The organism is Streptomyces sp. NPDC088812, from assembly GCF_044750285.1.
Taxonomy (GTDB): Bacteria; Actinomycetota; Actinomycetes; order Streptomycetales; family Streptomycetaceae; genus Streptomyces.
Genome location: NZ_JBIVJP010000002.1, coordinates 1 through 13,038, shown reverse-complemented (window position 1 = coordinate 13,038; position 13,038 = coordinate 1). Strand labels below are relative to the sequence as shown.

General features: G+C 72.7%; 11 protein-coding genes and 1 rRNA gene. 9 read left to right on the top strand and 3 right to left on the bottom strand.

Annotation, left to right across the window (positions count from 1 at the left end; genetic code table 11):
* Positions 1-23 precede the first annotated feature (23 nt).
* Positions 24-1,877 carry a dihydroxy-acid dehydratase gene (gene ilvD / locus ACIP67_RS03715; RefSeq protein ID WP_401686857.1) on the top strand — a complete coding sequence of 618 codons (1,854 nt, stop codon included), beginning with the start codon at positions 24-26 and terminating at the stop codon, positions 1,875-1,877.
* Positions 1,878-2,069: 192 nt separating this feature from the next.
* On the opposite strand, the gene ACIP67_RS03710 is transcribed toward ilvD, so the two are convergent.
* Positions 2,070-4,547 carry a PQQ-binding-like beta-propeller repeat protein gene (locus ACIP67_RS03710; RefSeq protein ID WP_401686854.1) on the bottom strand — a complete coding sequence of 826 codons (2,478 nt, stop codon included), beginning with the start codon at positions 4,545-4,547 and terminating at the stop codon, positions 2,070-2,072.
* 183 nt (positions 4,548-4,730) lie between these two features.
* Between ACIP67_RS03710 and ACIP67_RS03705 the strand changes: the two genes are divergently transcribed.
* From ACIP67_RS03705 to proC, 6 genes are all read left to right on the top strand, one after another.
* Positions 4,731-5,045: an SH3 domain-containing protein gene (locus ACIP67_RS03705; RefSeq protein ID WP_401686851.1), complete on the top strand. Its 315-nt coding sequence runs from the start codon at positions 4,731-4,733 to the stop codon at positions 5,043-5,045.
* A gap of 46 nt (positions 5,046-5,091) precedes the next feature.
* Complete coding sequence (locus ACIP67_RS03700; RefSeq protein WP_401686848.1) at positions 5,092-5,613, top strand: EamA/RhaT family transporter; 522 nt, start codon at positions 5,092-5,094, stop codon at positions 5,611-5,613.
* Positions 5,614-5,843: 230 nt separating this feature from the next.
* On the top strand, positions 5,844-6,626 hold the full coding sequence (locus ACIP67_RS03695; RefSeq protein ID WP_401686845.1) for a class I SAM-dependent methyltransferase: 783 nt from the start codon (positions 5,844-5,846) through the stop codon (positions 6,624-6,626).
* 159 nt (positions 6,627-6,785) lie between these two features.
* Positions 6,786-7,667 (top strand): ABC transporter ATP-binding protein, encoded by an 882-nt coding sequence (locus ACIP67_RS03690; RefSeq protein WP_401688089.1) that lies wholly within the window; start codon positions 6,786-6,788, stop codon positions 7,665-7,667.
* The gene (locus tag ACIP67_RS03685) at positions 7,664-8,485 is read left to right on the top strand and encodes an ABC transporter permease (protein WP_401686843.1); all 822 of its coding nucleotides are present in this window, start codon (positions 7,664-7,666) and stop codon (positions 8,483-8,485) included. The genes ACIP67_RS03690 and ACIP67_RS03685 overlap by 4 nt, the downstream gene beginning before the upstream one ends.
* 176 nt (positions 8,486-8,661) lie before the next feature.
* Positions 8,662-9,474, top strand: coding sequence for a pyrroline-5-carboxylate reductase (proC, locus tag ACIP67_RS03680; RefSeq protein ID WP_401686840.1), 813 nt, complete (start codon positions 8,662-8,664; stop codon positions 9,472-9,474).
* 15 nt (positions 9,475-9,489) lie between these two features.
* Here the strand turns inward: proC and ACIP67_RS03675 are convergent, their stop codons facing one another.
* The gene (locus tag ACIP67_RS03675) at positions 9,490-10,074 is read right to left on the bottom strand and encodes a cysteine hydrolase family protein (RefSeq protein WP_401686837.1); all 585 of its coding nucleotides are present in this window, start codon (positions 10,072-10,074) and stop codon (positions 9,490-9,492) included.
* A gap of 75 nt (positions 10,075-10,149) precedes the next feature.
* On the opposite strand from ACIP67_RS03675, the gene ACIP67_RS03670 reads away from it, so the two are divergent.
* Entirely contained in the window at positions 10,150-11,139 is a 990-nt protein-coding gene (locus ACIP67_RS03670; protein ID WP_401686835.1) for a GlxA family transcriptional regulator, read from the top strand.
* Here the strand turns inward: ACIP67_RS03670 and trpS are convergent.
* Entirely contained in the window at positions 11,079-12,104 is a 1,026-nt protein-coding gene (gene trpS, locus ACIP67_RS03665) for a tryptophan--tRNA ligase (RefSeq protein ID WP_401686833.1), read from the bottom strand. The two genes, ACIP67_RS03670 and trpS, sit on opposite strands and share 61 nt — an antisense overlap.
* An 844-nt stretch (positions 12,105-12,948) precedes the next feature.
* On the opposite strand from trpS, the gene ACIP67_RS03660 reads away from it, so the two are divergent.
* Positions 12,949-13,038 (top strand): 16S ribosomal RNA (locus ACIP67_RS03660); the annotation flags it as partial.

Sequence of the window (13,038 nt, the reverse complement as noted above, 5' to 3'; positions counted from 1 at the left end):
TCTGTCTGAAGGAGCGAGCGACGATGCCCGAGCTGAGGTCCCGCACAGTCACCCACGGCCGCAACATGGCGGGCGCCCGCGCCCTTATGCGCGCCTCCGGTGTACCCGGTGCGGACATCGGCCGAAAGCCGATCATCGCGGTCGCCAACAGCTTCACGGAGTTCGTGCCGGGCCACACGCACCTCCAGCCGGTCGGCCGGATCGTCAGCGAGGCGATCAGGGAGGCCGGCGGCATCCCGCGCGAGTTCAACACGATCGCCGTCGACGACGGCATCGCGATGGGCCACGGCGGCATGCTCTACAGCCTGCCCTCCCGCGACCTGATCGCGGACAGCGTGGAGTACATGGTCGAGGCCCACTGCGCCGACGCCCTGGTCTGCATCTCCAACTGCGACAAGATCACCCCGGGCATGCTGAACGCCGCCCTGCGGCTCAACATCCCCACGGTCTTCGTCTCCGGCGGCCCGATGGAGTCCGGCCGCGCCACCCTCGTCGACGGCACGGTCCGCACGCTCGACCTGGTCGACGCGATCTCCGACGCCGTGAACGACAACATCTCGGACGAGGACATCCTCCGTATCGAGGAGAACGCCTGCCCGACCTGCGGCAGCTGTTCCGGCATGTTCACCGCCAACTCGATGAACTGCCTGACCGAGGCCATCGGACTCTCCCTCCCCGGCAACGGCTCGGTTCTCGCCACCCACACCGCGCGCAAACAGCTGTACGTCGACGCCGCGCGCACGGTCATGGACATCACGCGCCGCTACTACGAGCAGGACGACGACACGGTCCTGCCGCGCAGCATCGCCACCTTCGCCGCCTTCGAGAACGCGATGGCCCTGGACATCGCCATGGGCGGTTCGACCAACACGATCCTGCACCTGCTGGCGGCGGCGCAGGAGGCGGAGGTGCCCTTCGGCCTGAACGAGATCGACGCGGTCTCGCGCCGGGTCCCCTGCCTGGCCAAGGTCGCCCCGAACGTCGCCAAGGACCGCACGTACTACATGGAGGACGTGCACCGCGCCGGCGGCATCCCCGCCCTCCTCGGCGAGCTGCACCGCGCGGGCCTGCTCAACGAGGACGTGCACTCCGTGCACAGCCCCTCCCTGGCGGACTGGCTGAAGACCTGGGACGTCCGCGGCGGCTCCCCGTCCGCCGAGGCGGTCGAGCTGTGGCACGCGGCCCCCGGCTGCGTCCGTTCCGCCGAGGCCTTCTCCCAGTCCGAGCGCTGGGCGGCCCTCGACGTGGACGCCGAGGGCGGCTGCATCCGCTCCGCCGAGCACGCGTACTCCAAGGACGGCGGTCTGGCCGTCCTCAAGGGCAATCTCGCCGTCGACGGCTGCGTGGTGAAGACGGCCGGCGTCGACGAGTCGATCTGGACCTTCGAGGGCCCGGCCGTCGTCTGCGACTCGCAGGAGGACGCCGTCCAGAAGATCCTCACCCAGCAGGTCAAGGAAGGCGACGTGGTCGTCATCCGCTACGAGGGCCCCAAGGGCGGCCCCGGCATGCAGGAGATGCTCTACCCGACCTCGTACCTGAAGGGCCGCGGTCTGGGCAAGGCCTGCGCGCTGGTCACCGACGGCCGCTTCTCCGGCGGCACCTCGGGTCTGTCCATCGGCCACGCCTCGCCCGAGGCGGCCGGCGGCGGCACGATCGCCCTCGTCGAGGACGGCGACCGCATCCGCATCGACATCCCGAACCGCACGATCGAGCTGCTCGTCGACGACGCGGAACTCGCCCGCCGTGACCAGGCGTTGAACGGCGTGTACGCCCCGAAGAACCGCGAGCGCAAGGTCTCCGCCGCCCTGCGCGCCTACGCGGCGATGGCCACGAGCGCCGACAAGGGCGCGGTCCGGGACGTGTCGAAGCTGGGCTGACGAGGACCGCCGGGCCCGCCAGGCCTGCGACTGCCGGTGGGGCCGTTCCTCGGGAACGGCCCCACCGTCGTACGTGCTCGTGTTCGCGCGCATGCATGCCCGCGCCCGCCCCGCGCCCGCCCCGCGCCCGCCCCGCGCCCGCGCCCGCGCCCGCCCCGCGCCCGCCCGGGGACGTGCCCGGGCCGCCGGCATTCACCAGGCCGCCGGGTCCGTCCCGTCCACGGCGAAGACGGTGCCGTCGGGCGCGGCGGCGTAGACACGGCCGTCGGCCGGCTCTGGCGCGGGCAGGGTGGTCACCACGTCACCCGAGTTCTCCCCGAGCCGCAGCGGGGTCTGCCCGATGAGCCTGCCCGCGTCGGCGTCCACGGCGAGGAGACGGCCGTCGGGCGCGCTGAAGTACACGTGCTCGTCGTCGGCCGCCGGCACCGACCCCCGGCTCACCGCCGTCTGGAGCGACCACAGCCGCTCCCCCTTCGCCATGTCGACGGCCACCAGCGAACCGTCGAACGTCAGCAGGTAGACGCGGTCGCCGCGCACGGCCGCGCTCGCCTGCTGGAGCTCGACGCTCAGCGCGACCCGCCGTGACTCCCCGGTTTCGGGGGAGAAGCGGACCACGGCGTCGACCCTGCCGTACTCCCCGCCGCCGGACAGCAGGACGAGGCTGTCCCCGTCGCCGCCCGCCAGGGTCAGCGTGCCGTCGAACCGCTTCTCCCAGCGCACGTCCCCGGTGGCCGGGTCCACCGCGGTGACGAGGGTCCGTCCGTCGTCGGACGTGCTCGTCACGTACGCCAGCGGGTCACCCGTGAACGACGCGAAGTAGGCCTCGCCGGCCCCGGGGACGCGCCGCTGCCACCCGGTCCGCCCCGACGCGGCGTCCACGCCGGTCACCGTGCCGTCCGCCGCGGTCAGCAGCAGGGTCCCGCCCGCGTACCGGATGCCCGAGTACGCCGACACGTCCCGCTCCCAGCGCGTCTCGCCCGACGACGGGTCGAGGGCCTCCACGCGCTTGCCCGAGTCGGTGAGCACCTGCGCCAGCCCGCCCACGAGCACCGGTGCCTCACCGCGCCCGTCCCCGTCGGAGAGGGGGTGCCGCCACAGCACCCGCCCGTGCGCCGTGTCGAGCGCGGACACCTGCCCCGGCTGGACGCAGATCAGCCGATCCGCGTCGTACACGCACCGGGGCATGCCGGCCGTACCGTCGGCGACCGGCTGCGTCGCCCACTGACTGAACGTTTCCGTGCCCGAGGACGCCCGCGCCCCGCCCCCGCCCCCGTCACCGTCGCCGTCGCCGTCCGTGCGGTCGCCGAGCAGCAGTACGGAGCCGAGGCCGACACCCGCGACGAGGACCAGTGCGCCGAGGACGAGCCCGAACCGCCCCCGCAGCAGCCTCCGCCCACCCGCCGACGACGACGCCCCCGCATTCCCCGCTTCCCCCGCGTCCCCGGCACCCCCCGGGTCTCCCGGAACCGCCGAGCCCGCCGCGGCTGCCGGGCCCGCGGGGCCCGCGGGGCCCGCGGGGCCCTCCGCGCCTTCCGGGACCGCTGGGCCCGCCGGGCTCCCCGGGACCGCCGCACCGCCCCCACCCTCCGATCCCCCGGGGACCGGCCCACCACCCCCACCCTCCGAGCCCCCCAGGACCGCCGCCCCGCCCCGGCCCCCCAGGACCGCCGCCCCGCCCCGGCCCTCCGGACGCGCGGGCCCCGACGCGTCCGGCCCCGACGCGTCCGGGCCCGACAGGCCCGGGGCCGCCACGTCCGGCCCCGGCCCGCCCGAGGCCCACGCGCCCGCGCCCGCCGCCTCCGAGGCCCGTTGCGCCGGTATGAACGCCTGCGTGTCGTACGAGGCCGCCACCGCACGCAGCTCCCGCATCAGCTCGTCCGGCGTCGGCCGTTCCTCGGGCTCCTTGGCGAGACAGCGCCGCACCAGCGGCGCCAGGCTCTCCGGTACGTCCGTGAGATCCGGCTCGTCGTGCACGACCTGGTAGGCGACGACGTACGGGCTGTCGGAGTCGAACGGCCCCCGCCCCGTCGCCGCGTGCACCAGCACCGACCCGAGCGCGAAGATGTCGGCGGCCGGCCCGACCTCCCGCGGCCGCCGGAACTGCTCCGGCGCCATGAACGGCGGCGTGCCGATCAACTTGCCGGTCTCGGTGCGCAGTTCACTGTCCTTGGGGCGCGAGATGCCGAAGTCGATCACCTTCGGCCCGTCCTCCGCGAGCAGCACGTTGCTGGGCTTCAGATCCCGGTGCACGACCCCGACCCGATGGATGTCGCGCAGCGCCTCCGCGAGCCCGGCCGTCAGCCGCCGCAACTCGCCCGCCCCCATCGGCCCGTTCCGCTTCACATGGTCCGAAAGCGTCGACCCCGGGATGAACAGCGTGGCCATCCACGGCCGTTCGGCCTCCGGGTCGGCGTCGACGACGGGGGCGGTGAAGGCGCCGCTGACCCGTCGCGCGGCCGCCACCTCCTGCCGGAAACGCCCCCTGAACTCGGGATCCCTGGCGAACTCGGCGTGCACCACCTTCACGGCCAGCTTCATGCCCGAGGTGCTGCGGGCCAGGTGGACCACGCCCATGCCGCCGGAGCCCAGACGGGACTCGAGACGGTAGTGGCCGGCGTACTCCGGAAGTTCCGCTTCCGCGCCCGCCCCGGTGTTGCGCTGTGGCGTCATGGACCACCCCCGTGCTGCTTCGGCCGCGCGCGCGACGCACGGAGCCTAGTCGATGACTCGTTCGGGACCGAGGCGACTTGCTAGCGTTCCCGGTGCGAGTTGCGTACATGTGTTTCATGCCGTGATTCGGGGGAATCAACGTGTCCCCATGGCAGTCATGGGGCTCAACGGGGGAGGTCTTGCATGTCTGTCGAGCACGTGGAAGAGGTCGAGAGCGGTGACGAGGCGGAAGCCGTCGTCGCGGCGGCCCTGACGTACTACCCGATCGCGCCCGGCGTCCGCCTGAACGTCCGCAGCGGACCCGGCACCAGCTACCCGATCGTGAAGGTCCTGGCCGAGGGCACGAAGGTGCCGATCTTCTGCCAGACCCCGGGCACCACCGTGAGCGGCCCGTACGGCACCACCAACATCTGGGACAACATCGCCGACAGCCAGTTCGTCTCGGACGCGTACGTGCGGACCGGCAGCGACGGCTACATCGCGGCGCGCTGCGCCTGACCCACCCCCCGGGGAGCCCGCCCCCGTCCGGCGCCATAATCGTCCCGTGAGCGACGAAAACGGCACCTCGGACACTCCGGCGGGTTCCTCGGGCCCGGGCACGCCCGGTGGCCCGCGCCCCGAGCCGCTGCGCTTCTTCGGGACCACCTGGGTCGAGCACGACGACGGCTACCGCGCCCGCCGGGCCGCCGTGGCCGCCGGCTCCCTCCTCGCCGCCGCCGGCTCCTGCCTCGTCCTCCGCTTCGCCTACGAGGGCCTCGCCCTCGCCGCCGTCGGCGGCTTCGTGACGCTGCTCGTCGTCGCCATGTTCGCGATCTGCACCGCCCTGGCCTTCCGCCACACCTGGAGCGGCTTCACCGAGCGCCCCGACCCGGACCGCCAGGCCTCCCTGCGCGGCCTGCTGGCCATCGGCTTCGTCGGCTCCCTTCTCGCCTACTTCCTCCGCTCCCTCACCGAGGCCCCGGGCGAGGAACTCCACCGCCGGGAGTACGAGGCGGCCCGCGCCCGGCACGACCGCCGCAGCACCCGCCGCACCGGCGACCCGTCGAAGAAGCGCCGCCGTTCCTGAGGCCCGCTCCGGGTTCACCGGCCGCCGTTCTTGAGGCCCGCCGGCCGCCGCTCCTGGGGCCCGCCGGCCGCCGCTCCTGGGGCCCGCTCCGGGTTCACCGGCCGCAGCTTCTGGGGCTCGCTCTGGGTTCACCGGCCGCAGCTCCTGACGCGCGCCCCCGGCCACCCCGCCGCGCCCCCGGCCCACCCCGCGCGGTTCCCTCCTCGCCCACCCCGCGCCACCATGACCCCATGACGGCTCACTCCCACACCATCCGAGCCCACTCCTTCAACTCCGCCGCCGCCCAGTACGCGGCGAACCGCCCCTCCTACCCGCCCGCCCTGTTCGACGCGATCGAGGAGACGGCGGGCCGCCCCCTCACCGGCGCCCGGGTCGCGGACGTCGGCGCTGGCACGGGCATCGCGACCGCCCTCCTGCACGCCCGCGGCGCCACCGTCCTTGCCGTCGAACCCGGTGCCGGCATGGCAGCCCAGTTCCGCCGCGCGCTGCCCGGCGTGCCGATCGTCCGCGGCGACGGGAACCACCTCCCCCTGGCCGGCGCCTCCCTCGACTTCCTCACCTACGCCCAGTCGTGGCACTGGACCGACCCGGCCCGTTCGGTGCCGGAGGCCCTGCGCGTGCTGCGTCCGGGCGGCGCCCTGGCACTGTGGTGGAACGCCGCCGCCCTCGACGTACCGTGGATCGACGCCCAGACGGACCGCGTCCACCGCCACTTCGGCACCGAGCCCCTCGGCACCGAGCCCCTCGGCAGGAACGGCGACGGCACCCACACCGCGCTCGCCACCGCCGGGGACCGCTTCGACTTCGCCCGCCGCCGCATCCGCTGGAGCCGCCGCGTCCCCCTCGACACGCACCTGGCCAACATCGGCAGCCACTCCGTCTTCCTGGTCCACGGCGAGCGGAGCACCGCCGCCTTCCTCGCCGAGGAGCGCCGCCACCTCCTGGCCGTCTTCCCCGACGGCGAGGTCGAGGAGACCTACGACGCGGCACTGCTGCTCGCCACCCGCCCCTGAACCGAACCCCGGCCCCCTCCTCGCTCCCGGCCGCGTCCCTCGTTCTCGGCCCCGTCCCTCGCCACCCGGCCCCACCCCTCACCCACCCGGCCCCGACACCCCACCGCCCACCACCGGCGCCTTGACGGCACCCCACCCCGGAGAGACGGTTCACGCGTGATGGACAACCCCGCTCCGGACCCACCCCCGGGCACGCCCGACCCCACCCCCACCCTCACCACCTTCACCGCTCCCACCACCCCCACCACCCCCATAGCTCCCACCACCCCCACCACCCCCACCGCAGCCGTCCACGCCTCCGCCCTGACCGTCGTCCGAGGCCCCCGCACAGTGCTCCGCTCCCTCGACTTCACCGTCCCCCGTGGCCAGGTCACCGGTCTCCTCGGCCCCTCCGGGTGCGGCAAGTCGACCCTGATGCGCGCGATCGTCGGCACCCAGGCCAAGGTCACCGGCACCCTCGACGTCCTCGGCCACCCGGCGGGCCACCCCACCCTGCGCACCCGCATCGGCTACGTCACGCAGGCGTCCTCCGTCTACGACGACCTGACTGTCCGTCAGAACCTCGACTACTTCGCCGCGATCCTCGACCCGGGCCGCCCGGCCGCCGCCCGCCGCCACGACGACGTCACCCGGGCCATCACCGACGTCGACCTGACCAGCCATGCCGACGCCCTGGCCGGCACCCTCTCCGGCGGCGAGCGCAACCGCGTCTCCCTCGCCGTGGCCCTGCTGGGCACCCCCGAACTCCTCGTCCTCGACGAACCGACCGTCGGTCTGGACCCGGTCCTCCGCCGCGACCTGTGGAACCTCTTCCACGACCTCGCGGCCACCCGTGGAGCCACCCTCCTCGTCTCCTCCCACGTCATGGACGAGGCCGAGCGCTGCTACCGCCTGCTGCTGATGCGCGAGGGCGAGATCCTCGCCGACGACACCCCCGACGCCCTGCGCACCCGCACCGGCTGCGGCACCGTCGAGGAGGCTTTCCTCCAGCTGGTCGACGAGGCCGCCGAGGCCGCCCGGGCGAAGGAGCAGACCCCATGACCCCGCCCGCGAACCCTGCCCCCGCCCCGCGCACACCACCCACCCCCACCCCGCGCACGACTCCCGCGCCCACCACCCCCCTCGACCTCTCCCGCACCACCGCCACCGCGGCACGGGTCCTGCGCCAGCTCCGCCACGACCCGCGCACGATCGCGCTGATGATCCTCGTCCCGTGCGTGATGCTGTTCCTCCTGCGCTACGTCTTCGACGGCAGCCCCCGCACCTTCGACAGCATCGGCGCCTCCCTCCTCGGGATCTTCCCGCTGATCACGATGTTCCTGGTCACGTCCATCGCCACCCTGCGCGAACGCACCTCGAGCACCCTTGAACGCCTCCTCGCCCTCCCCCTCGGCAAGGCCGACCTGATCGCCGGCTACGCCCTCGCCTTCGGTGCCCTCGCGATCGTCCAGTCCGCCCTGGCCACAGGCCTCGCCGTCTGGGCGCTCGACCTGGACGTGACGGGCAGCCCCTGGCTCCTCCTCCTGGTGGCGCTCCTCGACGCGCTCCTGGGCACCGCCCTCGGCCTCTTCGTCTCGGCCTTCGCCGCCTCCGAGTTCCAGGCGGTCCAGTTCATGCCGGCGGTGATCTTCCCCCAGCTCCTCCTCTGCGGCCTGTTCACCCCCCGCGACGCCATGCACCCCGCGCTGGAGGCCGTCTCCGACGTCCTCCCCATGTCCTACGCCGTCGACGGCATGAACGAGGTCCTCCGGCACGCGGAGATGACGACCGCCTTCGTCCGCGACGTGCTGATCGTGGCGGGCTGCGCCCTGCTGGTCCTGGCCCTGGGCGCGGCCACCCTGCGACGCCGTACCGCCTGACGCCGATCCGCCCCGCGTCCCGCACCCCGACGCCCCCGACGCCCCCGACAGCCCCGACGACCCCGACGTCCCGCACCCCGACGGCCCACGTCCGCCCACCGGACAGGACCGCCACCCGCCCGCCTCCTGGTGCGAGGATGGCCCCGGACGACGCACACTCCCGAAGGACCCCCGCCATGACCCAGAAAGTCGCAGTCCTCGGCACCGGCAAGATCGGCGAAGCCCTGCTCAGCGGAATGCTGCGGGGCGGCTGGCCGCCCGCCGACCTCCTCGTCACCGCCCGCCGGGCCGAGCGCGCCGAGGAACTCCGCACCCGCTACGGCGTCACCCCCGTCACCAACGCCGAAGCCGCCAAGACCGCGGACACCCTCATCCTCACGGTCAAGCCGCAGGACATGGGCACCCTCCTCGACGAACTCGCCCCCCACGTCCCCGCCGACCGCCTGGTCATCAGCGGAGCCGCCGGCATCACCACCTCCTTCATCGAGGAGCGCCTCACCCCCGGCGTCCCCGTCGTCCGTGTCATGACGAACACCCCCGCCCTGGTCGACGAGGCGATGTCCGTCATCTCCCCCGGCAGCCACGCCAGCGAGGCGGACCTCGCGCACACCGAGGAGATCTTCGGCTCGGTGGGCAAGACCCTCCGCGTCCCCGAGTCCCAGCAGGACGCCTGCACCGCCCTCTCCGGCTCCGGCCCGGCGTACTTCTTCTACCTGGTCGAAGCCATGACGGACGCCGGCATCCTGCTCGGCCTGCCCCGCGACAAGGCCCACGACCTGATCGTCCAGTCCGCGATCGGCGCCGCCACGATGCTCCGCGACAGCGGGGAACACCCCGTCAAGCTCCGCGAGAACGTCACCTCGCCGGCCGGCACCACCATCAACGCCATCCGCGAACTCGAGAACCACGGCGTACGGGCCGCCCTCATCGCCGCCCTCGAGGCCGCCCGCGACCGCAGCCGCCAGCTGGCCTCCGGCACCAAGGACTGACCCGGCCGGGGGCGGTCACCGCGCGGCCCCGACCACCTCCGCCGTGGTCACCACCCGCGCGAACCCGCCCCCGTGCAGCGACACCGCCGACGCCCGCGCCGCCTCCTCCGCCGAGAGCCGCCACCCGAACGGCCCCGCCAGGTCGAAGGTGTACGTGGCGTCGTACGCGACCACGACGTCGTACCCCGCGTTCCCGCCCATCCGCGCGGTCGTCTCCACACACATGTTGGTCTGGATCCCGGCCACCACGACCTGCAAGATCCCCTCGGCCTTCAGCCAGGCGTCCAGGTCCGGCGTCCCGTAGAAGGCCGAGTTCACCGTCTTGGTGACCAACAGCTCCGGCCCGGCCCCCTTCCCCCTCCGCTCCGCCACGTACTGCTTGAGGCCGTTCCCCTCGTACCCGACCCGCAGCGGCGACCCCGGCGTGGACGAGTCATGCCGTACGAAGACGACCGGCCGCCCCGACGCCTGCCACACGTCGAGCAGCGAAGCGATGTTGTCGTCGGCCCCCGGGTTGTTCCGCGGCCCCCAGAAGCCGGTCTCGTCGAAGCCCTTCTGGACGTCCACGACCAGCAGCGCAGCGTTCTGTGCGATCTCCATGCCCACGATCCTGCCGCCGGGACGGCCCGCTCCCCAGAGGTCACGAAGACAGCGATCGATGGTTTACTGCCAAGCATGGACCGCGTGGCCCTCGTGGCCTTCCCCGGCATCCGCGCCTTCGACGTCTCCGTCATCACGGAGGTGTGGGGCACCGACCGCACCGACCGCGGCGCCCCCGCGTTCGACCTGCGCCGTGTCGCCGTCGACACCACCACGCCGATCCCCATGCGCGGCGGCTTCGCCCTCCACCCCGACCGCACCCTCGCCTGGCTCTCCCGGGCGGACCTGGTCCTCGTACCCGGCCTCGACGACCACCGCACGCCCGCACCACCCCCCGTCCTCGACGCACTGCGCCGCGCCCACTCCCGCGGCACCACCGTGGCCGCCCTCTGCGGCGGCGCCTTCACCCTCGCCCAGGCCGGCCTGCTGGACGGCCGCCGCGCCGTCACCCACTGGAACCTCGTCGACCTCCTCCGCACGCACCACCCCCGTGTCACCGTCGTCCCCGACGCCCTCTTCATCGAGGACGGCAACATCTGGACGGCGGCCGGCACCGCCGCGGGCATCGACCTCTGTCTGCACCTCGTCCGCACCGCCCACGGCGCCGAGGCAGCCGCCACCATCGCCCGCTCCATGGTCACCGCGCCCTTCCGCACGGGTTCACAGGCCCAGTTCATCGAACACCCCACCCCGTCCACGGACCGCGACGCCGACACCCTCGCCGCCGTCCGCGAACACGCCCTGCGCCACCTGGACGAACCGCTCACCGTCGCCGCCCTGGCGGTCCGCGCCGGCATGTCCCCGCGAAGCTTCGCCCGCCACTTCACCGCCGAGACCGGCACCACCCCCCTCCGCTGGCTCCTCGACCAGCGCCTCGCCGCGGCCCAGAGGCTGCTGGAGCGCACCGACCTGCCCATGCCCGAGGTCGCCCGCCGCGCCGGCTTCGGCAGCGAGGTCACGATGCGCCAGCACTTCGCATCGCGCCTCGCCACCAGCCCCCGCGCCTACCGCACGGCGTTCAGCACCGGGTCCGCCAACGGCGGCAGCAGCCCGATGGCGCGGTAGGCGGCATCCACCACGGGCCGGGCGATCGCCCGGGCCTTCCGCGCACCCTCGCCCAGCACCGCTTCCACGTACGCCGGATCGGCGCACAGTTCCTTGTGCCGGGCCTGGAGCGGCCGGAGCGCCTCCACCACGGCCTCGGCCGTGTCCTTCTTCAGGGCCCCGTACGACTCGTACGCACCGCCCAGGGACTCCGGGTCCCCACCCGTGCAGGCCGCGAGGATCTCCAGCAGGTTCGCGACCCCGGGCCGCCCTTCCCGGTCGTACACGACGTCCCGCCCGCTGTCGGTCACGGCCCGCGCGATCTTCCTGCGGACGACGTCCGGCTCGTCCAGCAGGTAGACGATGCCCGGCCCGGAGTCGTCGCTCTTCCCCATCTTCGACGTCGGCTCCTGCAGGTTCATCACCCGCGCGGCCACCGTCGGAAGCGTCGCCCTGGGCACCACGAACACCTGCCCGTACCGCTGGTTGAACCGCAGCGCCAGATCCCGCGCCAGTTCCACGTGCTGAGCCTGGTCGTCACCCACGGGCACCTCGTCCGTCCCGTACGCCAGGATGTCCGCGGCCATCAGCACCGGATAGGTCAGCAGCGACAACCGCACGCTCCCGCCCCGGGTACGCTCCCGCGCGGCCTTCTCCTTGTACTGGATCATCCGCCGCATCTCACCGTCGGTGGCCACACACTCCAGCAGGTACGACAGCCGTGCGTGCTCGTCCACGTGACTCTGCACGAACAGCGTGCACAGCTCCGGATCCAGCCCGGCCGCCAGCAGCAGCGTGGCCGTCTGCCGGCTGAGCCGACGCACCCGCGCCGGATCGTGCTCGACGGTCAGCGCGTGCAGGTCGACGACGCAGAACAGGGCGTCCGCCCGGTGCTGGTCGACCGAGGCCCACTGCCGCATGGCCCCGAGGTAGTTCCCCAGCGTCAGATGCCCGGTCGGCTTGACCCCGCTGAAGACCCGCTTCATCTCTCCACCTCCTGGTCGGGCCCGCCGCCCCTGGCCGGCCGCCCCCTCAGGAGGGAGAAACAGAAACGGCCGCCGAGGCGGCGGCCGTTGAGCGCATACGTGAGGACGGCCGCCGTCAGGCGGCCCACCACTGTCGGGTGCACGTACGCGTAGTCATGGCCCACAGCGTACGCCTCAGGGGTGCTCCCGGGACATGAGTTGACACGCTGCTGAGGGATACGTAATGTTCTCCGAGTTGTCCGACGTGAGCGCCGACCACGGTCGGTCCCCGGACAGCCATTCCGCAAGTAGCAACCACCTCTCGGCGAGCAGTCGGTTCGACTGTTGCCGTGTTGTTGGCGTGCGTATTCGTGGAATGAGGAATCCGCGTTCGAAAGGGCGCAGGCCCCGATTGGCTTCGGGAGCCGGGAATCCGCTAAAGTCTCACTCGTCGGAACGGCCCAGCGGCCGGGAAGACAACCCCCCCTGACTGGGAATCAGACGCCGAAAGGATCTGATAGAGTCGGAACCGCCAGAAAGGGAAACGCGAGAGCGGAAACCTGGAAAGCACCGAGGAAATCGGATCGAGAAAAGATCTGATAGAGTCGGAAACGCAAGACCGAAGGGAAAAGCCCGGAGGAAAGCCTGAGAGAGTCTCTCGGGTGAGTACAAAGGAAGCGTCCGTTCCTTGAGAACTCAACAGCGTGCCAAAAATCAACGCCAGATATGTTGATACCCCGTCCCCGGCAGTGATAGCCGAGGATGAGGTTCCTTTGAAAAAACACAGCGAGGACGCTGTGAACGGTCGGGCCTATTCCGCCTGACTGTTCCGCTCTCGTGGTGTCGTCCCGATTACGGGAAAACATTCACGGAGAGTTTGATCCTGGCTCAGGACGAACGCTGGCGGCGTGCTTAACACATGCAAGTCGAACGATGAACCACTTCGGTGGGGATT